General features: G+C 64.1%; 25 protein-coding genes and 1 riboswitch. Of the genes, 7 read left to right on the top strand and 18 right to left on the bottom strand.

Features of this window, described 5'->3' with window-relative positions; all coding sequences use genetic code 11:
• Positions 1-438 precede the first annotated feature (438 nt).
• Complete coding sequence (locus M9924_13720; protein ID MCO5065454.1) at positions 439-948, top strand: hypothetical protein; 510 nt, start codon at positions 439-441, stop codon at positions 946-948.
• 68 nt (positions 949-1,016) lie between these two features.
• Here the strand turns inward: M9924_13720 and M9924_13725 are convergent, their stop codons facing one another.
• The 3 genes from M9924_13725 to M9924_13735 all read right to left on the bottom strand — a co-directional run bounded on the left by M9924_13725 (position 1,017) and on the right by M9924_13735 (position 3,036).
• Positions 1,017-1,679, bottom strand: a complete 663-nt coding sequence (locus tag M9924_13725; GenBank protein ID MCO5065455.1) for a hypothetical protein — start codon at positions 1,677-1,679, stop codon at positions 1,017-1,019.
• Positions 1,680-2,268: 589 nt separating this feature from the next.
• Entirely contained in the window at positions 2,269-2,766 is a 498-nt protein-coding gene (locus tag M9924_13730; protein MCO5065456.1) for a hypothetical protein, read from the bottom strand.
• Positions 2,767-2,847: 81 nt separating this feature from the next.
• Positions 2,848-3,036: a hypothetical protein gene (locus tag M9924_13735; GenBank protein MCO5065457.1), complete on the bottom strand. Its 189-nt coding sequence runs from the start codon at positions 3,034-3,036 to the stop codon at positions 2,848-2,850.
• Between the two features lie 201 nt (positions 3,037-3,237).
• On the opposite strand from M9924_13735, the gene M9924_13740 reads away from it, so the two are divergent.
• Complete coding sequence (locus M9924_13740) at positions 3,238-4,038, top strand: inositol monophosphatase family protein (protein ID MCO5065458.1); 801 nt, start codon at positions 3,238-3,240, stop codon at positions 4,036-4,038.
• On the opposite strand, the gene cobT is transcribed toward M9924_13740, so the two are convergent.
• Genes cobT through cobA form a run of 4 tightly spaced genes read right to left on the bottom strand, consistent with a single transcriptional unit; the run spans position 4,035 to position 7,926 of the window.
• Positions 4,035-5,045 carry a nicotinate-nucleotide--dimethylbenzimidazole phosphoribosyltransferase gene (gene cobT, locus M9924_13745; protein MCO5065459.1) on the bottom strand — a complete coding sequence of 337 codons (1,011 nt, stop codon included), beginning with the start codon at positions 5,043-5,045 and terminating at the stop codon, positions 4,035-4,037. The genes M9924_13740 and cobT overlap by 4 nt on opposite strands.
• A 24-nt stretch (positions 5,046-5,069) precedes the next feature.
• The gene (cobS, locus tag M9924_13750; protein ID MCO5065460.1) at positions 5,070-5,834 is read right to left on the bottom strand and encodes an adenosylcobinamide-GDP ribazoletransferase; all 765 of its coding nucleotides are present in this window, start codon (positions 5,832-5,834) and stop codon (positions 5,070-5,072) included.
• The gene (locus tag M9924_13755; protein ID MCO5065461.1) at positions 5,831-7,150 is read right to left on the bottom strand and encodes a cobyrinate a,c-diamide synthase; all 1,320 of its coding nucleotides are present in this window, start codon (positions 7,148-7,150) and stop codon (positions 5,831-5,833) included. Before M9924_13755 ends, cobS begins: the two co-directional genes overlap by 4 nt.
• A complete protein-coding gene (gene cobA / locus M9924_13760; GenBank protein ID MCO5065462.1) occupies positions 7,147-7,926 on the bottom strand; it encodes a uroporphyrinogen-III C-methyltransferase in 780 nt (259 codons plus the stop codon). The genes M9924_13755 and cobA overlap by 4 nt, the downstream gene beginning before the upstream one ends.
• A 53-nt stretch (positions 7,927-7,979) precedes the next feature.
• On the opposite strand from cobA, the gene M9924_13765 reads away from it, so the two are divergent.
• Positions 7,980-9,059, top strand: coding sequence for a cobalt-precorrin-5B (C(1))-methyltransferase (locus M9924_13765; protein ID MCO5065463.1), 1,080 nt, complete (start codon positions 7,980-7,982; stop codon positions 9,057-9,059).
• A 5-nt stretch (positions 9,060-9,064) separates the two neighbouring features.
• Here M9924_13765 and cobM read toward each other — a convergent pair whose 3' ends face one another.
• From cobM to cbiE, 3 genes are read right to left on the bottom strand one after another with little or no spacing between them, the layout of a single operon-like run.
• Positions 9,065-9,826, bottom strand: a complete 762-nt coding sequence (cobM, locus tag M9924_13770; protein MCO5065464.1) for a precorrin-4 C(11)-methyltransferase — start codon at positions 9,824-9,826, stop codon at positions 9,065-9,067.
• On the bottom strand, positions 9,823-10,209 hold the full coding sequence (locus tag M9924_13775) for a cobalamin biosynthesis protein (GenBank protein ID MCO5065465.1): 387 nt from the start codon (positions 10,207-10,209) through the stop codon (positions 9,823-9,825). Before M9924_13775 ends, cobM begins: the two co-directional genes overlap by 4 nt.
• Positions 10,206-11,417 carry a precorrin-6y C5,15-methyltransferase (decarboxylating) subunit CbiE gene (gene cbiE, locus M9924_13780; protein ID MCO5065466.1) on the bottom strand — a complete coding sequence of 404 codons (1,212 nt, stop codon included), beginning with the start codon at positions 11,415-11,417 and terminating at the stop codon, positions 10,206-10,208. The genes M9924_13775 and cbiE overlap by 4 nt, the downstream gene beginning before the upstream one ends.
• Between cbiE and M9924_13785 the strand changes: the two genes are divergently transcribed.
• The gene (locus M9924_13785; protein MCO5065467.1) at positions 11,416-12,180 is read left to right on the top strand and encodes a cobalt-precorrin-6A reductase; all 765 of its coding nucleotides are present in this window, start codon (positions 11,416-11,418) and stop codon (positions 12,178-12,180) included. The two genes, cbiE and M9924_13785, sit on opposite strands and share 2 nt — an antisense overlap.
• On the opposite strand, the gene M9924_13790 is transcribed toward M9924_13785, so the two are convergent.
• The 8 genes from M9924_13790 to M9924_13825 form a co-directional block, all read right to left on the bottom strand.
• Positions 12,150-12,908 (bottom strand): precorrin-3B C(17)-methyltransferase, encoded by a 759-nt coding sequence (locus M9924_13790; GenBank protein ID MCO5065468.1) that lies wholly within the window; start codon positions 12,906-12,908, stop codon positions 12,150-12,152. The two genes, M9924_13785 and M9924_13790, sit on opposite strands and share 31 nt — an antisense overlap.
• Positions 12,905-13,654, bottom strand: a complete 750-nt coding sequence (locus tag M9924_13795; protein ID MCO5065469.1) for a precorrin-2 C(20)-methyltransferase — start codon at positions 13,652-13,654, stop codon at positions 12,905-12,907. The genes M9924_13790 and M9924_13795 overlap by 4 nt, the downstream gene beginning before the upstream one ends.
• Positions 13,654-14,286, bottom strand: a complete 633-nt coding sequence (locus M9924_13800) for a precorrin-8X methylmutase (protein ID MCO5065470.1) — start codon at positions 14,284-14,286, stop codon at positions 13,654-13,656. The genes M9924_13795 and M9924_13800 overlap by 1 nt, the downstream gene beginning before the upstream one ends.
• Positions 14,273-15,490, bottom strand: a complete 1,218-nt coding sequence (cobG, locus tag M9924_13805) for a precorrin-3B synthase (protein ID MCO5065471.1) — start codon at positions 15,488-15,490, stop codon at positions 14,273-14,275. Before cobG ends, M9924_13800 begins: the two co-directional genes overlap by 14 nt.
• Complete coding sequence (cobN, locus tag M9924_13810; protein MCO5065472.1) at positions 15,490-18,795, bottom strand: cobaltochelatase subunit CobN; 3,306 nt, start codon at positions 18,793-18,795, stop codon at positions 15,490-15,492. Before cobN ends, cobG begins: the two co-directional genes overlap by 1 nt.
• Complete coding sequence (gene cobW / locus M9924_13815; protein ID MCO5065473.1) at positions 18,795-19,832, bottom strand: cobalamin biosynthesis protein CobW; 1,038 nt, start codon at positions 19,830-19,832, stop codon at positions 18,795-18,797. Before cobW ends, cobN begins: the two co-directional genes overlap by 1 nt.
• Positions 19,829-20,233, bottom strand: a complete 405-nt coding sequence (locus M9924_13820) for a DUF1636 family protein (GenBank protein ID MCO5065474.1) — start codon at positions 20,231-20,233, stop codon at positions 19,829-19,831. Before M9924_13820 ends, cobW begins: the two co-directional genes overlap by 4 nt.
• 35 nt (positions 20,234-20,268) lie before the next feature.
• Positions 20,269-20,467: riboswitch (cobalamin riboswitch) on the bottom strand.
• Positions 20,468-20,495: 28 nt separating this feature from the next.
• A complete protein-coding gene (locus M9924_13825) occupies positions 20,496-21,704 on the bottom strand; it encodes a winged helix-turn-helix domain-containing protein (GenBank protein MCO5065475.1) in 1,209 nt (402 codons plus the stop codon).
• 290 nt (positions 21,705-21,994) lie between these two features.
• Here M9924_13825 and M9924_13830 point away from each other — a divergent pair, with 290 nt between their 5' ends.
• Genes M9924_13830 through M9924_13840 form a run of 3 tightly spaced genes read left to right on the top strand, consistent with a single transcriptional unit; the run spans position 21,995 to position 23,544 of the window.
• On the top strand, positions 21,995-22,360 hold the full coding sequence (locus M9924_13830; GenBank protein MCO5065476.1) for an NADH-quinone oxidoreductase subunit A: 366 nt from the start codon (positions 21,995-21,997) through the stop codon (positions 22,358-22,360).
• Positions 22,351-22,932 carry an NADH-quinone oxidoreductase subunit B gene (locus M9924_13835; GenBank protein MCO5065477.1) on the top strand — a complete coding sequence of 194 codons (582 nt, stop codon included), beginning with the start codon at positions 22,351-22,353 and terminating at the stop codon, positions 22,930-22,932. The genes M9924_13830 and M9924_13835 overlap by 10 nt, the downstream gene beginning before the upstream one ends.
• A gap of 6 nt (positions 22,933-22,938) precedes the next feature.
• Entirely contained in the window at positions 22,939-23,544 is a 606-nt protein-coding gene (locus M9924_13840) for an NADH-quinone oxidoreductase subunit C (protein MCO5065478.1), read from the top strand.
• Positions 23,545-23,550: the final 6 nt, after the last annotated feature.

The following is a 23,550-nucleotide window of genomic DNA, read 5'->3' on the forward strand; positions in this document are numbered from 1 at the left end:
GCTATCTTGGCGGAACCGGCGAGGAGTAGGCTAAGTCAAATGGCAATGCATCATAGGATATTCATAGCATTCGCGGTTGAGGATATTTGGGCAAGAGAATATTTGGTCGGACAGGCTCGAAACGAACGCTCAAACTTCGAGTTTACCGACATGTCCGTGAAGAACCCGTGGGACAATGATTGGAAGAGGCGATGCCGCACGCGCATTAAGGGATGTGACGGTACCATCGCCTTAATAAGTTCAAACACGTCGAAGGCAACAGGACAGCTATGGGAGATCAAAACCTCTCTTGAAGAGGGCTTACCCTTGCTTGCGATTTATACCAGTAGAGATAATCGGCCTTGGATTCCTCCCGCCGAACTAGGTTCGAATCAGGTTTATGATTGGACATGGGATAACATTAGCTATTTCTTGGGCAAGCTTTGATCGGGTAAATGCATGAGCGAGGCAAGGAGTGACAGGGGGCAACCTCTTAGGCCCTTACGGAAAGGGGAGGCGGAGGAACGCCTAGAGATTTACAGGCTCTTGGTCGAGATGGCGGATCGCGTAAGCCAGCGGAGGCAGGAAGCGAATGGATTTTACCTCTCCATCAATACCCTTCTTGTAGGTGGCTCGGCTTATCTCGGGACGTTTGCTTCAACTGAAAGAAGCATTGTGCTGATCTCAGTCGCGGGGCTGGCGATATGCTTACTCTGGGTACGGAACATCGGTAGCTACAAGACGCTCAACGCTGCCAAATTCACAGTCATTACGGACCTGGAAAAAAGGATGGTTGAACAACCATTCACGGCGGAGTGGGAAGAGCTTGACCCAGATAGAGACGGAGATAGGCACAAACCATTCCATAAAGTGGAAGTCTTGGTACCTTGGATATTCGCGGTAGTCTACGGAATCCAACTGCTAGGGCAAATTCCTTTCGAGCAGTTGATTTCCTGCCTAAAAGCTTAAAGGTGGCGGGACGAAGTGCCCACTCTCCGCCCCGCCTGAGGTCGCTTACCGCTAGCTGGCTCGGCGTCCTATCTCGTGGCCCCGCCCGACACGCCGGTGGCCTCAAGGTCTGTTAGCTGGAGGAGCCGCTCCACGTTCTCCAGATAGTCAGCCGGGATGAAGAGGGAGGGCATATTTCCGCTAGCCTCCCATTCCTTGAGGATGCGCTTGACGTGACTGAGGACTACTTGGCGGGCATCCTTGGAGGCCTTCTCCGCCACGTCCTGCATGAGGTTCTCTGGCCTCATGTCGGACTGGATGCCGGTGACTTTCACTTGGGTATATTCGGCAGCACCTAGGAGGAACCTATTGACGCTCGTTAGGTCCTCGGGGTGGTCCGCAATCGTAATCCGCTCGTAGTGGCGGCCTGAACCATTGTGATTTGTGGTGATGGAGATTCCGGGGAGACGAGTGAGTTCGCAGAGAGCCGCAAAGGAAGCCGGGGAGTAGGTCTTGGCGGCGATGTGCTTCTTGCCTAGCGCAATGATGACTACAGGGGACGGCTTGGAGATGTCGCGCTCGTGGCCCTCAGGATAGACCAGTGCGAAGTTTCGGACCCATGAAGGCAGGACCGCAAAGGCGGCATCTGGGTCGGCGAAGATGCGCTCGGGTGTGATGAGCGGAGAGGAGGAGAAGTGTCCTCGGCTGATAGCCTGCGGTGAGGACTGTAAGGGGATGCGTACTGGGGACATGATGGCAATACCTTTCGTGGGTAACGGGTTGCCGTTGCGTAGGGCCTTTGGGTCTGGCCCGGTGGAAACTTGATGGGGGGCGTGGTGTGCCGAACTGTCGGGGTCGAGCCGGTTGGACATGCATCTTGCTCGGCACGAGGAGCCACTAGGGCCGTCCTGCCCGTGCCGTTGCCGGGACTTAGAGGCCCATCAGGAGGTAGGTGGACTGAAAGTGTCTACTGATAGGATGACTTGCGGGAGGGCATTTGGTGGGGCGTCTTGATGAGGAGGGGATTGATTCACCGTCATCCCCCTAAACTTGAAGGGGAGACATGAAGTCGGATACCTAGAGGACTAAGAGCAGGGCGAAGATGATGAGCTTCAAGGCCGTGGCTCTGCCACCCCGGGAGAGATACTTAAAGGCGTCTCTAGGTGTCTGCTCTTGGAGTGGATGGTGGGAGGAGAACTACCATCTTCTTCATCTGCTCAGTGTGGCTACTTGAAGTATAGCAATGGGTCTGCGCATAAGCGTGGCGTAGCACCGCGTCCATGTGGAGCCGTCGCGCTATGTTTCCTATCGAATAAGTGTTTCCCTACTCAAGCCATTGAATTAGCTGGATATGGCAGGAAGCGGATTCTTTGGGTCTTCTTCGTTGAGCTTCACGAGGCAAAGCCACAGTGGCGTTTCTATCGGAAGGCGCTCCAAGTCGTTCATCAGGTCTTTCTGCTTTTTGCTCAACCGCCCGATAGCTAGCTGATTGGCTTTGAAGGGGCGGCGCGTAACTCCTCGGCCTGTCTGGGTGGATTGTCTGTGGGGGACATAAAGGACGTGACTGATGAAGTGCAGATTGCAGTAGCCGCGCTCGACAGCCGGTCGGTCGCATAGGTATCCGGGCTTAGCGGGCCTTTCGTTAAACATGGTGGCGTGAGCGAGCTTCGGCAGTATCAGGGCAGGGCAGCGCCCCTCTTTCTTTGCCGCCGTAATTCGCGATCCGAATTGTTTCTCCAACTGGATTTCCTGTTGCCTTAGGTCGAACAGCAGGCGCTTCACCGAGTCGCGTGGTTTTCTGCTTCGGTGACTGCGCCGTATGGTCTTGTAGTGCGACATTTGTGGATGCCTTCATAAGGAAAGGCCCCAAGCAAACCATTTAGGAAGCCGGGGACCTTCGTATTGTGGGTGGGATGGGTACTACGCGGCGGCAGTATGGTCGGTGCGCCACCCTTCAATCCACGGCGTCAAATCCTTTCCGGTACGGCGCTCGTACAGGAACTCGCGCACTTCGTAGGGTTGTAAGCAATCCAACGCGAAGCCAATGGCGGCTCCATCGTCTTCCAGTGCCCGTAGAAAGTCGGCGGTGGTGAGAGTCGCGTATGTCATTTGTCAGTCTCCTAAAGGGTTGAACCTGTTACGGTAGACTGCTATGGGAATAGGAACGGAAGTGTGAAATTATCTAACCAAATCAACGCTGTTTGTTGCGCCGTCTAGTTTTCGATCCTGTGCACACCCACCAATAAATTCAAATAGTTATCGCTGCTGCCGTGCTTCTGTGGGGTCGGAAAGGGCGGCTCTGGAGAGAGAATGAGCGGGACGGATGCGCAGAAGCGCCTGGAGTTTGCAATCGATGTCGCACAGCGCGCCGGTCAGCTTGGTCTGAAATTCTTCCGTGGATTGGACGACCTGAAAATCGAGAGCAAGGGTCATCAGGACCTTGTGTCGAACGGCGATCGCGAGGTCGAACTGTTCGTGCGCGCCGAGATCGCAAAGGCCTATCCCGAGGACGGGATTTTCGGCGAGGAGCATGCGCCCGTCAAAGGCACGTCCGGCCATGTCTGGGTGATCGATCCGATCGACGGAACCGCAAATTTCGTGCGCGGCATTCCGCAATGGTGCGTCATCATCGCCTGCGCGAAGGACGGCAAGACCCATACCGGGGTCATTCACGACCCTGTTGCCGATGAGACGTTTTCCGCCCGTAAGGGCGATGGAGCCCGGCTGAACGGGAGGCCGATCAAGGTCGCTCCGGTTGCCTCGATCACCGAGGGCTCCGTCGGCACAGGGTTCAACAATCGCGCCGAGGCGATGAACATCATCCCGTTCATCAGCGATCTCGTTCGGGAAGGCGGCGTGTTCTTTCGCAATTCGTCCGGCGGTCTGATGCTCGCCTACGTGGCCTCCGGCAGGCTCATTGCCTATACCGAGGAACACATGAATTCGTGGGACTGCCTCGCCGGACTGCTGCTCATCGAGGAAGCGGGCGGTATCGTGCATTCGTTCGACCACGACGACGTGATCGTCGAGGGAACGGCGGTGATCGCCGCCGCGCCCGGCGTTTTCGATTGGGTGCGTGACACCTCGCTGCGGGCCTATACCAGCCTCTAATTCTCCGAGACACCGGCCTCCGCGAAGCTCGCCATGCCGTTGTGGCACGCGACGGCGCTGCGCAGCACATTGATCGCGACTGCCGCACCCGAACCCTCACCAAGCCGCATGCCAAGATCGAGCAGGGGATTCATTTGCATCGCGCCTAGAAGGCCTCGATGCCCGGCTTCGGCGGAAACATGTCCCGCAACCGTATGGGCGAGGCTGTCAGGATTGACCTTGAACAGCGGCGCAACGGCTGCGGCGGTGACGAAGCCGTCGAGGATAATCGGAACGCCAGACTGCCGTGCAGCAAGCGTGGTACCCAGCATCGCGGCAAGCTCGCGCCCGCCAAGGGCGGCTGCAACCTTGAGTGGATCGTCCAGAATCGCACGATGGCGCGCAATGCCCTTGTCGATGGCGACGGCTTTGCGGTTGAGGCCCGCATCGTCCACGCCCGTGCCGCGACCGACCCATTGCGCTGAACTGCCGCCGAAGAGGGCGGTGGCGAGCGCCGCCGCCGTGGTGGTGTTGCCTATCCCCATTTCGCCAAGGCTTAGGAGATCGAGGTCGCGGTCCACGGCATCGTAGCCGATGGCCACTGCGTCGAGAAACTCGGATTCGGACATCGCGGCGACCTGCGTGAAATCGCCCGTCGGTTTCTCCACCTGTAGCGGGATGACTTCGAGCTGTGCCGCCGCAGTGCGCGCCAACTGGTTGATCGCAGCGCCGCCCGCCGCGAAATTGGCCACCATCTGCGCGGTGACCTCAGCGGGAAATGCCGAAACGCCTTGCGCCGTGACGCCGTGCGACCCGGCAAAAACCACGACCTTTACCCGATCCAGCCGTGGCAGCGCGCGGCGCTGCCAGCGCGCCAGCCAGACGGCCAGGTCTTCCAGCCTGCCGAGGCTTCCCTGCGGCTTGGTGAGCGTGTTCTGGCGTGCGGCGGCCGATTGCGCCGCGGCCTCGTCACCCGCTGGAGCAGAGATAATGGCGCTTCGCAATTCATCCAGCGATTTGAAGGACATATCAGGACACACTCCGATAGAGAATCAGGAAAGGGCAGCGCCCGCAACCACAAGAACGGTGATCTCCGCGCATTGTTGGGCGGCGCCCAGCGTATCGCCTGTGATCCCTCCGATCTGGCGGATGAAAAGTCCCCTCAGCCACCAGCCGAGACAGCCGAGCAGGATCGCGAGCAGGATGCCCTGCGCGATGCCGAGGAGCAGCAGCGACGCCGCTCCGATGGCCAGCGCTGCAAGCGCGGTGGCGTCACCCACCGGTCCCACCGAGGCGGCCAGCCCGCTTTCGCGTGCAGCAGGCGTCCGCTGGATGATGGCGGGCAGCAGGCCGCGCGATGCGGCGTGAGCCGCGATCAACGCGCAGACCGCACTTGCGCCGCCGGGGAGCGAGGCAAGGGAGGTCCAGCGCACCAGCACCGAAAGCACGAGAGCGGCGGCGCCATAGGTGCCGATGCGGCTGTCATGCATGATTTCCAGCTTGCGTCCGATGGTGCGGCCGCCGCCGAAGGCGTCGGCTGTGTCGGCCAGCCCGTCCTCATGCAGGCACCCGGTGGCGATCATCGTGGTTGCCAGCGCCAGCGCGGCGGCAACGCCTTCATTGATGCCGCATGCATGGGCGATCGTGTAGACGAAGCCGCCCGCAAGGGCGACCACGATTCCGGCAACTGGCGCTGCCCAGATCGCATCGCCGAGCCTGCGCCCCGGAACATCGAAGGGCGGCAATGGAAGGCGCGTGAAGAAGACCAGCGAAATGGCAAGGTCAGCCATCACGGAACGGGCGTTGAGTTCGCTCATGCGGCGTGCTCCAGCGCGATCGCGTGGAAAAATGTGCCGGTGACCTTTCCGCGCCGCGCGCCCGATGCGCCGAGCGCATTGCCCTGGCCGTCGAACAGTTCAGCAAAGGGCAGTTGATCACCATCGCTCAGCGACCGCGCATAGTGAAATTCATGGCCGCGAACCCATGTGCCCGCCGGGCCGAGCGGACCATCATCCAGCAGGCGGGCGCGCCGATAGCCCAGGTTCATTTTACGCTGGAAAAAGCTGGTGGCGTGGCCGAGCAGGCCGAGCATCGGATGTGTCATGCCTTGTGCGTCTTCGATGCTTTCACCGAGCACCATGAAGCCGCCGCACTCGCCATGAACCGGGCGGGTTTCGGCAAAGCCACGCGTGCCATCCATGAAATTGCGGGCCTGCGACAGGCGACCTGCGTGGAGTTCAGGATAGCCGCCCGGAAGCCAGCACATATCGCAATCGCGGGAGGGCGCTTCATCGGCGAGCGGGGAAAAAGGAACGATTTCAGCGCCCGCATGCCGCCAGTCGCGCGCCAGATGTGGATAGAGGAAGCTGAAGGCCGCATCCATGGCGAGCGCAATGCGCTGCGCCGGGGGCGGAATGGCGATTGCGGTCTCTGCGGCAATGTCGAGCGGGGTCGCCGCCGCAATGATCGCGTCGATGTCGAGCGAACGTTCCATCGCGTCCGCAAGCCGGTCGAGATGCGCGGCGAGGTTGCCATGCTCATGCGCCTGCACGAGGCCCAGATGGCGTTCGGGCAGGTTGAGTTCCGGATCGCGCATCACCGCGCCCACAACCGGCAGGCCAATCTTCTCGACAGCCTCGCCGGCAAGGCGACGGTGGCGCTCGCTGCCGAGCTTGTTCATCACGACGCCCGCCATCCTGACCGCCGGATCATATGCGGCAAAGCCCTTGGCGACGGCCGCCGCCGTCTGCGACTGGCCGGACACGTCGAGCACCAGCAGGACGGGTATGCCAAAGCGTCGCGCGAGGTCTGCCGCCGAGCCGGCGCGACCCGGCTGGCCATCAATGCCGTCGAACAGGCCCATGGCGCTTTCGATGACGATGATGTCGGTGCCGTTCGCGATTTCTCCAAGAAGCGAGGCAATCAGGCCGGGCTCCATCGCCCAGGAATCGAGGTTGACGCCCGGCTGTCCCGTTGCCGCCGCGTGAAAGCCGGGATCGATATAGTCCGGGCCGGATTTTGCGCCGCGCACCTTCAGGCCACGTCGCGCAAGGGCGCGCAACAGGCCGATGGTCACGCTCGTCTTGCCCGAACCGGAGCGCGGCGCTCCGACGATGATGGCGCGCGCACTCATGGTTTCAGCCTTTCGCGCAGCGCCACAATGCCGCCGATCACGATCAGCGCCGGAGAGACGATACTCTCGCGGTGGGCGCCTTCCACAAGCGTCCCGAGTGTCGCGATGACCGCGCGTTCCTGCGGCAGGGTCGCGTTTTCGATCAGCGCGGCGGGCGTTTCCGGAGCAAGTCCGCCCTGCATCAGCGCCGCAACCGTCTCCGCCAGATGTGTCAGGCCCATATAGATCACGATGGGCTGGCCCGTGCGGGCGAGGGCTGCCCAGTCGGGGCGGTCGTCGCACGTGGCGGCAAAGCCGGTTGCAAGGATGATCGCGCCGTTGACGCCGCGCATGGTGGCGGGAATGCCCGCCGATGTCAGGCCGCCAAATGCCGATGTGACGCCCGGCAGCACGCGATAGGGAATGCCGTGCTCAACCAGCGCAAGCGCCTCTTCGCCGCCGCGCGCGAACACGAAGGGGTGGCCGCCTTTCAGCCGCACGACCTTGCGGCCTTCCTTCGCCAGCCGCACCAACAGCGCATTGATTTCTGCCTGCGGAATGGAAAGCCGCCCGCCGCGCTTTCCGACAAAGTATTTTTCCGCTCGGGCGGCAAGCGCGACGATTTCCTGCGACACCAGCGCGTCATGCACCAATGCGTCAGCCTGATCGAGCGCCGACAGCACGTCGAGCGTCAGCAGGGCGGGATCGCCCGGGCCAGCGCCAGCCAGCCACACATGGCCGGCTTCCAGCCGGGGCGTGCGGCTCAACTGGTTGGCGATTGCCGTTTCGATGCTCATATCAGGCGCTTTCGGCGATGACTGCGCGCTGCCGCAGCCCTATAGATGCCCGCATGAGCGAGAACGAGAGACCGCTGCGGCGAGGCTGGACGACCGGGGCCTGCGCCACGGCTGCCAGCAAAGCCGCCTGCGCGGCGCTTCTGACCGGAGCATTTCCCGATCCGGTCGAGATCACCCTGCCGGGCGGGCAAAAGGTCTCTTTCGCGCTTGCGCTGAACGAAATCGGCGACGGGTATGCGCGGGCGGCAATCGTCAAGGATGCGGGCGACGATCCTGATGTCACCCACGGCGCGCTGATCGTTTCCACTGTGCGGCGCGGGCCGCGCGCATCCGGCGTCACGTTCCAGCGTGGCGAAGGCGTCGGTCTGGTGACGCGCCCCGGGCTGCCGATCGCGCCGGGCGAACCGGCGATCAATCCCGTGCCGCGCCGCATGATCGCGCAGGCCGTGCGCGAGGTGGCGGGCGAGGAAGCGGACATCGCCGTCGAGATCGCCGTCCCGGACGGCGAGAAAATGGCCGAGCGAACGCTCAACGGGCGGCTCGGCATCCTGCACGGCATTTCCATCCTTGGCACCACCGGAATTGTCATTCCCTATTCCTGTTCCTCGTGGATTCACTCGATCCATCGCGGCATCGACGTGGCGCGCGCCATGGGCTTCTCGCATGTCGCGGGGTCCACCGGCAACGCGTCCGAGATGGCCGTGCAAAAACGCTACGGCCTGCATGAGGTGCAGTTGATCGACATGGGAGATTTCGTCGGCGGCATGCTGAAATATCTCGCCGGCCATCCCGTGCCGCGTGTCACGATTGCGGGCGGCGTCGCCAAGATGACCAAGCTGGCGCAAGGCATGCTGGATTTGCATTCGAAGCGCGGCCCTGCCGACCTGGATGGGCTCGCGGCGGTAGCGTCCGGGGCCGGAGCCTCCAACTCGCTTGCCGGGGAAATTCGCGCGGCGAACACGGTCGCGCATGCATTTGCGCTTGCGGAGGAGGTGGGCATCTCCATCGGCGACGCGATTGCTGAACTGGCGTGGAAAACGGCCATGCCCGTCGTCGCGAAAGCCACTATCGAGGTCGAGGTGCTGGTCTTCGACCGCGAGGGCAATCTGCGTGGGCAATACCCGCGAGCCTGAGCGCATCATTCGCCCCTCCCGCGAAAGCGCCGCTGATAGTGGGGATCATAGAGCGAGGATTCCCGAAAATCCTGCGCGCCGAGCGATTGGCCGACGAAGATGATCGCGGTGCGTTCGACTGGGTCGCGCGCGAGCGCATCCGCCAGCGTGCCGAGCGTTGCGTGGATGATGCGTTCGTCCGGCCACGATGCGCGGAACACGACCGCCACCGGGCAGTCCGCGCCGTAGAATGGAACGAGGCGTTCAGAGATCTGCGCGGCTTCATGGACGGCGAGGTGAATGGCCAGCGTCGCGCCCGTTGCGCCGAATGCTTCCAGCGTCTCGCCATCCGGCATTTTCGATGCACGGCCTGAAACCCGTGTCAGCACGAGGCTTTGCGCGACTTCGGGGATCGTCAGCTCCCGCTTCAGCGCCGCTGCCGCCGCCGCAAAAGAAGGGACGCCCGGCGTCAGCGTATAATCGATGCCCAGACGTTCCAGCCGCCTGATCTGTTCGGCGACCGCGCTCCACACCGAAAGGTCTCCCGAATGCAGGCGCGCGACATCTTCGCCTGCCTCATGCGCGCGCCTGTATTCCGCCTCGATCTCGTCCAGCGACATCGGCGCGGTGTCGATCAGCCGCGCGCCTTGCGGGCAATAGGCGAGGAGGTCCCGCGAAACGATCGACCCCGCATAGAGGCAAACGGGGCAGGCGGCCAGCAGGTCGCGGCCGCGCACCGTGATGAGGTCCGCCGCGCCCGGTCCCGCACCGATGAAGTGCACCGTCATGCGTCACCTTCCGAATGTGCAATCGCGCAGGTCACGCCGTTACGGGCGATGCGTGGGCCAAGCAGCGCGCCGCCTTCGCCTGCCGCTGCAAGGGCTGCCGCCTCCGACAGCGAGTCCGCTCCCGTCGCTTCCAGTGACTTCCGCGAATGTGTGAGGCAGCGCGCAGAAACTGCGCTGAGCGCATCGTTTTCCACAATGACGAGCGGCAGTTTCAGCATGTCGGCCGCCGCCGCGATGCCCGCCTCGCCGCGCTTGATTTGGCCGGTCGCCAGCCGGTCCAGCATGGAGGGCGTCAGGCCATGCGCGGCCAGCGCGCGGCCGATGGCCTCGAAAACGGCAGCGCCGCTGCTGCCCTTCCGGCATCCGATGCCCGCGACCATCATGGCTTGGTCCATATCCATTGGGTGACGGGCATTGCGGGTCGCCAACCCTGCATCGTGCCGACCGGCTGCACGCGGTCTATCGCGATGCGGATCAGCGCGCCGCCCAACCGCCGCTGGAGATCGAGAAGGACGGCTTCCATTTCAAGCGTTACCGCATTGGCAACGAGCCTTCCGCTGGGCCTCAAAGCGGCAATGCAGGCCTCCATCGTGCCGTCGTCGGAACCGCCGCCGCCGACGAATATCGCGTCCGGCGGCTCCAGCCCGGTAAGCGCGCCCGGCGCGCGGCCTTCGATCAGTTTCAGCCCCGGCACGCCGCACTGTCGCGCATTGGTGCGGATGCGCGCGGCGCGGGTCGCGTCCGCCTCGATGGCGATTGCCCGCATGGACGGATCGGCAAGCATCCATTCGATGCCGATGGAGCCGGAGCCCGCGCCCACATCCCACAATAATTCGCCGCGCCTCGGCGATAGCGAGGACAGCGTCACCGCGCGCACTTCGCGCTTTGTCAACTGGCCGTCCGTGTCGAACAGTGCATCCGGCAGTCCGCTGCACAAGGGAACGATCCGGGCTTGGGGTTCCGATTCAACTTCCACCGCCAGCACATTGAGCGGATTGATGTTTTTCAGGTCGAACGCATATGATTTTATGTGCCTTTTTCTTTCTTCGGCTCCGCCCAGCGCTTCCAGAATTGCAAGGCGCGACTGGCCGAACCCGAGCGAATTGAGCAGCGCGGCGATCTCGCCGGGCGCTGCGGCATCGGACGTGAGAGCGAGAATTTTCCTGTTCGGGTGAAGCAGGGGCCGGATCAGGTCGATGGCGCGCCCGTGCAGCGAAATGCATTCCACGTCTTGCAACGCCCAGCCCAGCCGCGAGGCGGCGAGGCCGAATGTCGGGGGTGCGGGCATGCAGCGCATTTCCTGCGGCGGGATGCTGCGCGCAAGCGTTGCGCCGACGCCGAACCAGAACGGGTCGCCGGATGCCAGCACGCAGGTCGGCTTGCCACGCAGCGCAAGCACGGGTTCAACGCTGAAAGGTGTCGGCCATTGCCGGGCTTCGCCTGTGATCGATGGCTGTGCCAGTTCGAGGTGGCGTGCGCCTCCAAAGACGATCTGCGCCTCCACGATTGCGCGCTTGGCCTCGTCGCCCAGACCGGCTATGCCGTCTTCGCCGATGCCCACAATTGTCAGCCATGCACGATCAGCGGACATGACGAGACCTGTTCTCATTCTTGGCGGCACCGCCGAGGCCCGCAGGCTCGCCGGTATTCTGGCCAGCCATCCCGAACTCGACGTCACGCTGTCGCTCGCCGGGCGAACGCTCAATCCGGCGGGGCAGGGCGTTCCGGTGCGGAGCGGCGGATTTGGCGGCGTGGAAGGGTTGGCCGCCTGGTTGCGCGATCACGATGTCGCGCTCGTCATCGACGCCACGCATCCATATGCGGCGCGCATGTCCGCCAATGCGGCGGAGACTGCGCGGCAGACCGGCATACCGCTTCTGGCCCTGCGCCGTCCCGCATGGCAGCCCGTGGCCGGCGACCGGTGGACCGAGGTAGGCGATGTCTCCGAAGCCGTCCGTGCGCTGGGTGACCAGCCGCGCCGCGTTTTTCTCGCGCTTGGCCGCAAAGAGCTTTTGCCGTTTGAGGCAGCGCCGCAGCATCATTACCTCATCCGCAGCGTCGATCCGGTGGAGCCGCCGCTCTTGGTACCGGACGCCGAATACATTCGGGCGCGGGGTCCCTTCGACCGGGCCGCCGAGCAGGACATGCTGGCGCGCCATCGCATCAATGCCATCGTGTGTAAGAACAGCGGCGGCGACGCCACCTACGGCAAGATCGAAGCTGCCCGCGACCTCGGCATCGAGGTGGTCATGCTTCGCCGTCCGCTCCTCCCGGATGTTCCGGGCGCAGTCGGCGTGGATCGTCTTGTGCGGCTGGCGCTGCATCATCTCGGCCTCGCCGAGCGAGGCGAATAGACCAGCGCCGGCTTGTCGGTGCGTTCCACGATGCGCGTCGCGGCAGACCCGATAATCACGCAGGTCGCCATGTCCGCGTCGTCCGCCTTGGCGTTGCAGAGCAGGTGAACGTCCATGCGCTCGTCGGGACGCCCTGCCGCGCGACCGAAAATCACCGGCGTCTCCGGCGGCAGCACCGCAGAAACGGCGTCGAAGGCGCGGCCAAGCTGCCATTGGCGCGACTTGCTGATCGGATTGTAGAGCGCGATCACGAAGCCCGCGCTCGCGGCGGCAATCAGGCGCGTCTCGATCATGTCCCACGGTTTGAGATTGTCGGACAGGTTGATCGCGCAGAAATCATGGCCGAGCGGCGCACCCATGCGCGCGGCCACCGCCAGCATCGCCGTCACGCCGGGGATGATCTCCAGATCGACCTCCCGCCAGCGCTCGTCGCTTTCCTCGATGGCCTCGCACACCGCCGCCGCCATGGCAAAGACGCCGGGGTCGCCGCCAGACACGATGGCGACCGTCGCGCCCGACTGCGCCTTGTCAAGTGCATCCCGCGCGCGGGCGAGTTCCTCCCTGTTGTCGGAAGCCACGGCGAACTGGTCGCTGCGCAGCCTGAGGCGGCTGATATAGGGCTTGTAGCCGTAGAAATAGGTCGAGGCCGAGATCGCCTGCATTGCCTGCGGCGTAATCTGCTCGTCCGGCCCGGGTCCAAGCCCGATCACATACAGCTTTCCACTCATGCGGCGGCTTCCGGCCTGTTGGGCCATCCCGGCACGAGCACGATCGCGAAATAGGGGGCCTCGTCGTCAGCCTTGTCGGCGAGGCGTTTGCTGGTCGTGTTGGCCATGGTCGCGCGCTCGACATAGATTGCGCCGTCCAGCTTGCACGTTGCGCTTAGCGCGCGACGTATCTTGGGAAGATTGCGACCCACTTTCATAATGACGGCAGCATCGGTGTCGGACAGGCGGCGCGTAAGTTCGGGTTCCTCCATCGTGCCGGGCAGCACGGTCAACACCTCGTCGCCCTGCACCAGCGGTATGCCCACCTGCGACCAACTGCCAGACATGGCGGTGATGCCCGCGATGACCTCGGTCGGGAAGCGATGAGCGAGGCGCACATGCAAATGCATGTACGAGCCGTAGAAAAGCGGATCGCCCTCCGAGAGCACGGCGACATCACGGCCCGCTCGCAGATGTTCCGCGATTGCTTCTGCCGATGCCTCGTAGAAGGCAAGGATCTGCGATTTGTAGTCGGCATGGCCCTTTTCGATTTCCGTCGTCACGGGATAGTGCAGCGGCAGTTCCGTCACGCCGTGGCGAACATATTGCTCGACGATGGCGCGTGCGTTGCCCCGGCTTCCCCGCTTGGCGAAGCAGGCCAGCACGTCGGCCTGCTCGATGGCGCGAACGGCTTTCACCGTCAAAAGGTCGGGATCGCCCGGCCCGGTCCCGACGCCGATGAGGCGACCTGTTTTCCGCGCGGACATCACAGCCCCGGCCTCGCCAGCGAATTGAGCGCCGCCGCCGTCATTGCGCTGCCGCCGAGGCGTCCGCGCACGATGGCGAAGGGTACGCCGTAGGGCTCGGCCGCAAGCGCTTCCTTCGATTCCGCCGCGCCCACAAACCCGACGGGCATTCCAAGGATCGCCGCCGGTTTTGGTGCGCCATCGCGCAGCTTTTCCAGAAGGTAGAACAGGGCGGTCGGCGCATTGCCGATGGCCACCACAGCACCTTTCATCTGCTCGCCCCAAAGCTCGATGGCCGCCGCCGAGCGTGTGTTGCCGATGCTGCGGGCAAGCTCTGCGGTGCGCGGGTCGCGCAAGGTGCAGATCACCTCGTTCCCGGCGGGCAGGCGGGCCTGCGTTACCCCTCGCGCCACCATCTCCGCGTCGCAGAATATCGGCGCGCCCGCCTTGAGCGCCTTCCGGGCGCTGGCAACGAAGCCGGGGGAGAACAGGAAGCTTGCCGCCGCCTCGACCTGACCGCATGCGTGGATCATGCGGATGGCGACATCCTGCTCCTCCGCGTCAAAACGCGACAGGTCCGCCTCGGCGCGGATGATGGCGAAGGAGCGCTCATAGATCGCGGTCCCGTCGCGGATATAGTCATAGTCGATCATCATGCTTCCGGCCGAAGAGTGCGCTCAATTCTTTCTCGTCCAACCGGCAGTGCAGCGCAGGTGTGCTGCGCGCGGTTCCGCCGTCGATAACACCGATGCCGTTTTCGTTGCCCACCAGCGTCACTGTCGCCGTGGCCGGATGCGCGCAGCCTTTCGGGCAACCGGACACATGCAGAGAGAAGGAACGGTCCTCAAAGAGCGCCGGAACGGCCTCGACAATCTGCCGGGCGGCCGCGCGGGTATCGAATGTGGCCGAGGCGCAAGCCGGAGCGCCCGGGCAGGCATGGATGCGCAAGAGCGGGCTTTCAGGATCAATCACGAAGCCGGTTTGTTCAGCAAACGCAAGCAGTTCCGCGCATGTATTCGGACAGAGAATCGCAATCAGTGTGCGCGGCGGCGCGGGGCGAAATTCCGTCACGCCGAAATGGTGCGCCTGCCTTGCAAAGTCTTCAAGCTGATCCGCCATGGCCGTGCCGAAGGGCAGGGCGAAGGCAACCGCCATTCGTCTTTCATGCAGGGCAATCGCGCCCAGAGGTGCTTGTCCGTCCGTGTCGCGTGGGATCATTTCGCCGACGATCCGCAGGTCGCGGGCGCGCGCCACAGAGCCGAGCAGCGCAAGTTCTTCCAGCATGGCCAGTGCTGTGGCGACGGCCTCCTCCGCATGGAAGGTCCCGACCAGACGCTGCGAGTTTCCCTCTGCCGCAGCCGTCACGCGCCACATATTTCCTTCGGCCTTCAATCGAATGTCGGCCTCCATCATGTCGAGGTTCCATGCGCCGCTGCCATCCACGACCACCGATACTTTCGGCGCGAGCCGCCCGCCAAGCCGACGCCGTGCAATCTCGGCGCGGATCATGTCGCGCAAGGGGCGCGGATCGGCAAGCTCCGCCGCATCTATCCCGGCAAGCGGACCTGCGACGACGCTCGGCCCCGTCAGCACGTCGATGCCGAGATCGTTGATGTCGCCGGCGAGCGCGCGAGCCGAGGCCTGTGACAATCCCCGAAGCTGAAGGCTGCCGCGCGAGGTCACTTCGACAATGCCGTTGCCGTGCCGCGTGGCGGATGCGGACAGGCCGATCAATTGAGCCGGTGTCAGCCCTTGCGAAACCGGATTGAGCCGCGCCAGCAGGCCGTCGCCGGTCTGCATGGGCGCGGCCAGCGCCGGGCAGGCGCCGCGCCGGTTGATCTTGGCCGCCGCGCCCATCACGCCGCCGCCTCCGCGATCAGCGCGGCCAGTTCGTCGTCGATGGCGTTGCGCAGCGGACGCCAGAGGCCGCGCCTGCGCGCATCCGCGAAGCGGCGGGCGATTGCGCGCGCGGCCTTCGGGTTCTCCCGCAGAAGGAAGGCGCGCACCGTCTCATTGCCGAGATAGGCGTCATGGACCGCGCCGATGAGATCGCCGGAGATCGCCTCGGTGGTCTCCGCGAAGGCGACCAGCCGGTCCACCGTTTCGGCGAACTCCGCCGCGCCGCGAGGCCCGTGGCGCATCTGGCCTTCGATGAAGCGCGGATTGGTTGCACGCGCCCGCACCACGCGGCCAACCGCCTGTGCGACGGAGCGCGGGCGCGGGCGGTTCGGGTCGGTGGTGTCCAGCACCACCACATCCGCGTTGCGGCCGAGCGCGGCCAGCGCAGCCGCGAAGCCGCCGATGAATGCTACGTCCGCCGAGCCTTCCAATATGTCGCGGCCCGGATCGTCGCCGCTGTGCACCAGCAGGTCCGCTTCGGCCAGTCGTTCGGCAAAGGCGTCCGGCGCTTCGACCGCCGCCCCTTCCGCGCCGCCGAAAGCGTGCGAGGTCGCGGCAAGGTAGGCTTGGCCCAGCTCGTCGCGATGCGCCCAGTCGCTTCGCGCCAGCCGGTCTTCGATCCCCGCGCCATAGGTGCCCGGAGCGGACCCGTAGACGCGCGCGGGCGTCTTGCCCGTCGCCCGCACCTTTTCGGCAAGCGGGTTTTCTTCTTCGGTTTCCTCGCGCGCGGCGACCGCCTGCGCGGCGGCGTCGAGCAGTGCGATCTGCGTCGGGAACATGTCGCGGAACAGGCCGGAGATGCGGAACGTCACATCGACGCGCGGTCGCCCGAGGATCGCAGGCGGCAGCACCTCGATGCCGGTCACGCGCCCCGTCGCGGCATCCCATTGCGGGCGGCAGCCCATCAGCGCCAGCCCCTGCGCGATCTCCTCTCCGCCGGTGCGCAGGGACGCGCTGCCCCACAGGTCGATGACGAGCGCGCGCGGCCACTCGCCATGGCTTTGCAGATAGTCGCGCAGCACCTCATCGGCGGCGGCCCTACCCAGATCGAACGCGGTCGGGGTCGGCATGGTGCGCGGGTCGGCGGTGTAAAGGTTGCGCCCCGTCGGAAACACGTCCGAGCGACCCCGCGCGGGCGCGCCGGATGGGCCAGCCGTGACATGTCTGCCGTCCAGCGCCTGAAGCAGCGCATGGCGCTCGTTCTGCGCGCTCTCGAGCCGCACGCCTTCGCAGTCCGGGCTTCGTCCATAGACGTGCAGCCCGTCCTTGATCGCGAAGTCCTTGAGGTCGCAGAGCCAGGCGTCGATGCGGCGCAGCGCCTCGTCTGGCGCGTCGGTGCGCGCCACGCCCGCATCGCCGGCAAGGCCGGTCTCGGTCGCGGTCTCGACAATGAGCTTTGCCAGCCGGTCGCGGCGACGGCGGTCGAGCCCGTCCGCCTGCGCATATTCGTCCACGAGACGTTGCAGCACCTGCTGCTTCGCGTCGAGTTCGGCGGCGGCGAGCGGCGGCGGAAGATGGCCGAGCGTTACCGCGCCGATGCGCCGCTTGGCCTGGGCCGCCTCGCCCGGATTGGAAACGATGAACGGATAGATGACGGGCAGGCCGCCCGTCACGATTTCCGGGAAGCAGTCGCGGCTCAGCGCCACCGTCTTGCCCGGCAGCCACTCCAGCGTTCCATGCGCGCCGACATGGACGATCACATGCACGCCAAGCACGCGTTGCATCCAGAATCCGAAGGCCACTAGTTCATGCTGCGGAGCAAGCGTCGGGTCGTGATAGTCCGCGCGCCGGTCTTCCGAGCGACCCCGGTCCGGCGCGAGAGCCACCGTGACATTGCCAAAGCTTGCAGCGCGAAACGCCATCCGCGCGGAGGGTGGCTTACCCCACGTCTCTGCCAGCTTCGCCTTGGCGGCGGGCGGAAGACCGGCGAGCGCCGTCGCATAGTCCCCCGCTTCCAGCGCATGGCCACCCCGATCCAGAAGGTCGAGCAGTGCACGCAGCGATTCCGGAATCGAGTCAATCGTGTAGCCCGCATCCTTCAAGTCGTGCAGCATGGCGAGCACGCTCGACGGCACGTCAAGCCCGACCGCATAGCCCGTGCGGCCTTCCGCCGCCGGATAGTCGGGAATGAGGATGATGAGCTTGCGCTGCGCGCGCTCCGTCTGCGCAAGTCGCATCGACTGCGCGATGCGCGACGCGACCTGCTCGATGCGGTCCGGTTCGGGCAGGTTGACCAGCCCGCGATAGCCCGCATTGGCATCCGGCTCAGCTTCGGCCTTGAACGAAATCGCGCCGGCCAATATCCGGCCATCCAGTTCGGGCAGGACGACATGCATGGCAAGGTCGGCTGGCGCCAGTCCGCGCTGGTTCTCCAGCCATGCCTCCCGGCGGGTGGTCGCGGTGATGACCTGGAACACGGGCACACCCGCGCGGTCGAACAAGGTCTGTTCACCCGGTTCCGCGCCCGCCGCAAAGGCCGTCGCGGTCACAATTGCTGCGGGCTTCAGTGCCGCCAGCGCCTTTTCGACAAATGCGAGCGCCGCGGGGTCTTTCAGCGAATTGACGAAAATCGGTTGGGTTGCAAAGCCTTTGCGCTCCAGCGCTTCGGCAAGCGCGTCGATTGGCGCGGCGTCCGCCGCCAGGAGCATGGAACGATAGAAGATGATCGGCACGACGGGCTTGCGCGCGTCGAATGCGGGCGCTGTTTCCGACAAGCCCGCGCCCGCATGATAAAACCCGGCCTTCGGAACGGCCACGGGAACGGCGTGCCCGGTTTCGCCGCGCGCCATCGCCCCGAGGTATTCCGCAAGCCTCGCCATGTTCTGCGGTCCGCCCTCGCGGAAGAAGCCGAGCAGGTGGTCGAGTTGGTCCCGCGAAACAGTGGAGCATTCGATCAGCCGCGCGTCCTCGTCGCGGCATTCGCCCGGCAGGAGCGCCAGCTTTATTCCCTGCCGCCGCGCGAGAGCGGCGAGCTGGTCGCAGCCGTAGCGCCACCAGTCATAACCGCCGAGGATACGCACCAGAACGACCTTCGCGTGGCGCGCCACGCTGTCGATCCACAGGTCCACGGACATCGGATGGCGCAGGTCGCGCAACGCCGCCAGCCGCAGCGAGGGCAGGGCGACGCCCTTCCATCCGGCGGCAATGCCCGCGAGGTCGGAATCGGTGAAGGACAAAGCCACCACATCGGCCGGCGTCTGTTTCAGATCGACCGGCTCTATCAGGTCCTCGAGCGAGGCCGATGTGGTGGCCAGAATGTGCATCAGCCTATCAGGATCTTCTCGATCGCGGCCCGGTCAAGCCCCTTGAGGCCGATCACCACGACGCTCGAACGCCGCGCCTCTCCGGGGTGCCACTGGCGGTCGTAATAGTGGTTGACGCGCGGCCCCACGGCCTGCACCAGAAGGCGCATGGGCTTGCCCGCCACCTCGACGAAACCTTTCAGGCGCAGCACATTTTCCTTTTCCGCCGCTTCTGCCGCCCGCGCGGCTAGCACCGCCGGGTCCGCCACCGCCGGAATGTCGATCACGAACGTATCGAAATCGTCATGCTCGTGGTCGAGTTCGTCGTCATGATGGGTCTTGCGGTTTTCGATGTCGTCCTCGACGCCCAGCCCCAATCCGAGCAGAACCGAGGGATCGACCTTGCCGTGGGAGGTCGGCACGATCTGCACCGCCCGTCCGCTGTGCTCGCCGATGATGGCGTTGGCGCGCGCCGCGCCATCGGCGTCGATCAGGTCGCTCTTGGACAGGATGATGAGGTCGGCGCAGGCGACCTGATCCTCGAACACTTCTTCCACCGGGTCCTCATGGTCCAGCGATTCGTCCGCCGAGCGCTGTGCGGCAAGCGCGTCGAGGTCGGAGGCGACCTGTCCGCCCGCGAGTGCGGCCCCGTCCACCACGGCCACCACGCCATCCACCGTCACGCGGCTTTTCACGCTCGGCCACTGGAATGCCTGCACCAGCGGTTTCGGCAGGGCGAGCCCCGATGTCTCGATCAGGATATGGTCCACCTTCGGCTGGCGCGACAGGATCTGGTCGAGCGCGGGCACGAAATCGTCGGCCACGGTGCAGCAGATGCAACCATTGGCAAGTTCCACGATGTTTTCCTCCGGGCAGGTGTCGATGCCGCAGCCCTTGAGTATGTCGCCGTCTATGCCGACATCGCCGAACTCGTTGACGATCACGGCAAGGCGCTTGCCCTTCGTGTTCTCGATCAGGTTGCGCACCAGCGTGGTTTTTCCCGCGCCGAGAAAGCCGGTGATGACGGTGCAGGGAATGCGGTCGAGTGCCTGGGTCATGCGATGTCCTTCAGGAAGCCGGAGGGAGGAATGCGCGCTACAAGGCCGCGCTTGAGGGAATCGGGACGCCCGCGCCATGGCAGCGTTCCGTCGGTGGTGTGGGCGAAAAGCTCGGCTCCGGCCACCAGATCGGGTCCGCTTTCGATGGTCAGGTAGCCGAACACATAGCTCCAGCAGCCGGCACGCAGCAGTGCGGCGCTGAGCCGCCGCTTGCAATTGCCGAGGCATTCGACCTGCCGCACACGTACCGCGCCGCAGGCCGCGCTCGCAGTTGCGCGCGCCAGCACTTCGCCCGCGCGCGGATGCGCGTCCGAACCTGATTCGTCACGACAGGACGCACACACGACGATCGTGACTGCGGCGTCCTCGCCTTCATCTGCGCAAAGAGGGTTGGCGTCCAAAAACCATGCTCCTTGCCCGGACACCCGCCGGGCGGTCGGAATTGTGTTGCGACGGCAGGTCTCCTGGCTCACGGCTTCTGCGCCTTGCCGCCTTCCCGGTCTCGACCAGTGGCTGTGGCTTCGGCTCGCCGTTTACAGTTGCGGGTACAGCTGCGGAATTGCGCAAACGCGCGCACCGCATTCCCTCTTGGCTCCTGCCTTTGCGGGCAGGTGACCGTCGCTGTGGATTTAGGCGCGACTGATATGGAGAGTCAACGCGCTCCTACGACGTCGACAGGTCTGCCAGCGCCGGACCCAGGTCGCCGGCAGGCGTGACTTCCATGCGTTCGAGGCCGAGCCAGCCCTGCATCGACCGCAATTGCTGCATCAGTGCCTCGGCAGTCTGCGGTGGCGCGCCGGGTTCGGCAAAGGCGGCCAGCACGCGCAACGTGCCATTCGGGCGGTCTGCGCGAAGATCGACCCGTGCGACGATTGCCTCGTTCAGCAGGAAGGGCAGGACGTAATAGCCGTAGCGGCGCTTTTCAGCCGGCGTGTAAATCTCGATCCGGTAGTGGAAATCGAACAGCTTCTCGGTTCGCGTACGCTCGAAAACGAGCGGATCGAAGGGCGCGAGCAGGGCCTGCGCCTCGACCTTGCGTGGAAAGCGCGCATCTTTCCAGACGTAGCCGGGCCGGTGCCAGCCTTCGATGCTGACGGGCAGCAGATCGCCTTCCTCCACCAGTTCCTCGATCCTGCCGTTAATGTCTGACGGGGACAGGCGGAAATAGTCGCGCAGGCATTGCGCCGTGCCTATCCCCAGCGCCCGCGCCGAAATGCGCAGCAATTGCCGGTGCGCCTCGGCGGTGTCAGGCACGGGCGCGTCGATCACGGCCCTTGGCAGTGCGCGCTCGGGCAGGTCGTAGAGCCGCTCGAAGCCGCGCCGCGAATGGGCGGTGATGCGCCCCGCCCAGAACAGCCATTCGAACGCGGCCTTGGCGTCGGACCAGCCCCACCAGCCGCCGCTGCCCTTGTGCCCCTCGATTTCCGAGGCCGCCACCGGCCCGCGCGCCTCTACCTCGGCGAATATCTCCTCGATGAAGGCGCTCTTTCCCTCGGCCCATCGCGCCAGTCCCGCATAGATTTCGCCTTTGTCGTTTTCGCGGGCGCGTTGCATGCGCCACTGCATCAGTGGCCAAAGCTCCAGCGGCAGCAGCGAGGCCTCATGCGCCCAATATTCGAACAGGAGACGCCTGCGCGGTGCTGTCGCCTCGTCGAGCAGCGACATGGGGTAGGGACCAAGTCGGGAAAAGGCGGGCATATAGTGTGCGCGCACCACCGCGCTTACAGAATCAATCTGGAGAAGGCCGATCCTTCCCAGCATCCTGTTCAGATGGCCGCGATTGATCGGCCCGGTCGGGCGCGGTTCGCAAAAGCCTTGCGCCGCGAGCATTGCGCGGCGGGCTTGGGAAAGGCTGATCTTTTCTTTTTTCATGCAATGTGCGCAGGCGGGAATCGCGAAACAGGCGGCCAGACTAGCAGATTGACGGGCAAGCCGCTGTCAGTAGAAAAAACATGAGTAAAAAGGTATAGAAATCAATAGCTAGCTCCGCGACATTTCTGCCCGATTTTGGACAAGCTTTGGCTTGCGTCGGGGTGGTGGCTGCGCTAACCCTCCCGCAACGCAGCATCGGTTTTTCAAACCGGTAAAGCGCGATTGCTGTTGCTCGGACATCTCGCAGGTGGTCTTGTCGCTTTAGCGGTCGCCAAGCGGAAAGTTGGACAATGAGCGCTCTTCTGAGTTCCTATCTGCCGATCATCATATTTCTGGCCGTGGCCATGGTGGTCGGCCTCGCTTTGATCGTCGCGCCCTTCCTTGTCGCCTATCGCAATCCGGACCCTGAAAAGCTGTCGGCCTACGAGTGCGGTTTCAACTCGTTCGACGATGCGCGCATGAAGTTCGACGTGCGATTCTATCTGGTGTCGATCCTGTTCATCATCTTCGACCTCGAAGTTGCCTTCCTGTTTCCCTGGGCGGTATCGTTCGGTTCCATCGGAATGCTCGGCTTCTGGTCCATGATGATTTTCCTGGCCGTGCTCACGATCGGCTTCGTCTACGAATGGAAGAAAGGTGCGCTGGAATGGGATTGAACGACAATTCCGGCACGCTCGTTGCGCCGAAGCCGAAAGGCATACTCGATCCGCGCACCGGCAAGCCTGTGGGTTCGGACGATGTATTCTTCGGCGAACTGAACAACGAGCTTTCCGACAAGGGCTTTCTCGTCACCTCTTCGGAAGCGCTGATTACCTGGGCGCGCACCGGCTCGCTGATGTGGATGACGTTCGGCCTTGCCTGCTGCGCGGTCGAGATGATGCATATTTCCATGCCGCGCTACGATGCGGAACGCTTCGGCATCGCACCGCGCGCCTCGCCGCGCCAGTCGGACGTGATGATCGTCGCGGGCACGCTGACCAACAAGATGGCGCCCGCGCTGCGCAAGGTCTACGACCAGATGCCGGAGCCGCGCTACGTCATCTCCATGGGGTCGTGCGCCAATGGCGGCGGCTATTACCACTATTCCTATTCGGTGGTGCGCGGTTGTGACCGCGTCGTGCCGGTTGACATCTATGTTCCGGGCTGCCCGCCGACGGCTGAGGCGTTGCTCTACGGCATTCTCCTTCTCCAGAAGAAGATCCGCCGCACCGGAACGATCGAGCGGTGAGGCGTCATGAGTGAAGCGCTGAACGACCTTTCTGCCTATATCGCCGAAAAGCTTCCGGGCAGGATCGAGGATTCGCTGGTCGCCTATGGCGAACTGACGATCACGGTTGATGCATCGAACATCGTGCCGGTGCTGGAGTTCCTGCGCCGCGACGTCCAGTGCGAGTTCGTGTCGATCATCGACATTTCAGGCGCGGATTATCCCTCGCGCCTGAAAAGGTTCGATGTCGTCTACCATCTGCTTTCGCCTCGCCAGAACCAGCGAATCCGGGTGAAGCTTCATACGGACGAGCAGACCCCGGTACCCTCCGTTACTGGCGTGTTCCCGGGGGCGGACTGGTATGAGCGCGAGGCTTACGACCTTTACGGCATCCTGTTTTCCGGCCATCCGGACCTGCGCCGCCTGCTGACCGATTACGGTTTCGAGGGGCATCCGCTGCGCAAGGATTTCCCGCTGACCGGCTTTGTCGAAGTGCGCTACGACGACGAGGCCAAGCGCGTCGTCTACGAGCCGGTCGAGTTGAAGCAGGAATTTCGCAATTTCGATTTCCTCTCGCCATGGGAGGGCACGGACTACGTGCTGCCCGGTGACGAAAAAGCCAAGACGAATTGAGGCGCC

The organism is Rhizobiaceae bacterium, from assembly GCA_023953835.1.
Taxonomy (GTDB): Bacteria; Pseudomonadota; Alphaproteobacteria; order Rhizobiales; family Rhizobiaceae; genus Mesorhizobium_G.

Excerpts from the sequence above, each read along its gene's own strand:
- M9924_13800 (MCO5065470.1), bottom strand. The coding sequence starts at position 14,286 with ATGATCGACTATGACTATATCCGCGACGGGACCGCGATCTATGAGCGC.
- M9924_13735 (MCO5065457.1), bottom strand. The coding sequence starts at position 3,036 with ATGACATACGCGACTCTCACCACCGCCGACTTTCTACGGGCACTGGAA.
- cobM (MCO5065464.1), bottom strand. The coding sequence starts at position 9,826 with ATGACGGTGCACTTCATCGGTGCGGGACCGGGCGCGGCGGACCTCATC.
- M9924_13840 (MCO5065478.1), top strand. The coding sequence starts at position 22,939 with ATGAGTGAAGCGCTGAACGACCTTTCTGCCTATATCGCCGAAAAGCTT.
- M9924_13775 (MCO5065465.1), bottom strand. The coding sequence starts at position 10,209 with ATGATGGTCGCGGGCATCGGATGCCGGAAGGGCAGCAGCGGCGCTGCC.
- M9924_13720 (MCO5065454.1), top strand. The coding sequence starts at position 439 with ATGAGCGAGGCAAGGAGTGACAGGGGGCAACCTCTTAGGCCCTTACGG.
- M9924_13765 (MCO5065463.1), top strand. The coding sequence starts at position 7,980 with ATGAGCGAGAACGAGAGACCGCTGCGGCGAGGCTGGACGACCGGGGCC.
- M9924_13790 (MCO5065468.1), bottom strand. The coding sequence starts at position 12,908 with ATGAGTGGAAAGCTGTATGTGATCGGGCTTGGACCCGGGCCGGACGAG.
- M9924_13730 (MCO5065456.1), bottom strand. The coding sequence starts at position 2,766 with ATGTCGCACTACAAGACCATACGGCGCAGTCACCGAAGCAGAAAACCA.
- cobT (MCO5065459.1), bottom strand. The coding sequence starts at position 5,045 with ATGTCCTTCAAATCGCTGGATGAATTGCGAAGCGCCATTATCTCTGCT.
- M9924_13830 (MCO5065476.1), top strand. The coding sequence starts at position 21,995 with ATGAGCGCTCTTCTGAGTTCCTATCTGCCGATCATCATATTTCTGGCC.
- cobN (MCO5065472.1), bottom strand. The coding sequence starts at position 18,795 with ATGCACATTCTGGCCACCACATCGGCCTCGCTCGAGGACCTGATAGAG.
- M9924_13835 (MCO5065477.1), top strand. The coding sequence starts at position 22,351 with ATGGGATTGAACGACAATTCCGGCACGCTCGTTGCGCCGAAGCCGAAA.
- M9924_13785 (MCO5065467.1), top strand. The coding sequence starts at position 11,416 with ATGACGAGACCTGTTCTCATTCTTGGCGGCACCGCCGAGGCCCGCAGG.
- cobW (MCO5065473.1), bottom strand. The coding sequence starts at position 19,832 with ATGACCCAGGCACTCGACCGCATTCCCTGCACCGTCATCACCGGCTTT.
- M9924_13825 (MCO5065475.1), bottom strand. The coding sequence starts at position 21,704 with ATGAAAAAAGAAAAGATCAGCCTTTCCCAAGCCCGCCGCGCAATGCTC.
- cobS (MCO5065460.1), bottom strand. The coding sequence starts at position 5,834 with ATGAGCGAACTCAACGCCCGTTCCGTGATGGCTGACCTTGCCATTTCG.
- cbiE (MCO5065466.1), bottom strand. The coding sequence starts at position 11,417 with ATGTCCGCTGATCGTGCATGGCTGACAATTGTGGGCATCGGCGAAGAC.
- M9924_13755 (MCO5065461.1), bottom strand. The coding sequence starts at position 7,150 with ATGAGTGCGCGCGCCATCATCGTCGGAGCGCCGCGCTCCGGTTCGGGC.
- cobG (MCO5065471.1), bottom strand. The coding sequence starts at position 15,490 with ATGGGCGCGGCGGCCAAGATCAACCGGCGCGGCGCCTGCCCGGCGCTG.
- cobA (MCO5065462.1), bottom strand. The coding sequence starts at position 7,926 with ATGAGCATCGAAACGGCAATCGCCAACCAGTTGAGCCGCACGCCCCGG.
- M9924_13725 (MCO5065455.1), bottom strand. The coding sequence starts at position 1,679 with ATGTCCCCAGTACGCATCCCCTTACAGTCCTCACCGCAGGCTATCAGC.
- M9924_13740 (MCO5065458.1), top strand. The coding sequence starts at position 3,238 with ATGAGCGGGACGGATGCGCAGAAGCGCCTGGAGTTTGCAATCGATGTC.
- M9924_13795 (MCO5065469.1), bottom strand. The coding sequence starts at position 13,654 with ATGTCCGCGCGGAAAACAGGTCGCCTCATCGGCGTCGGGACCGGGCCG.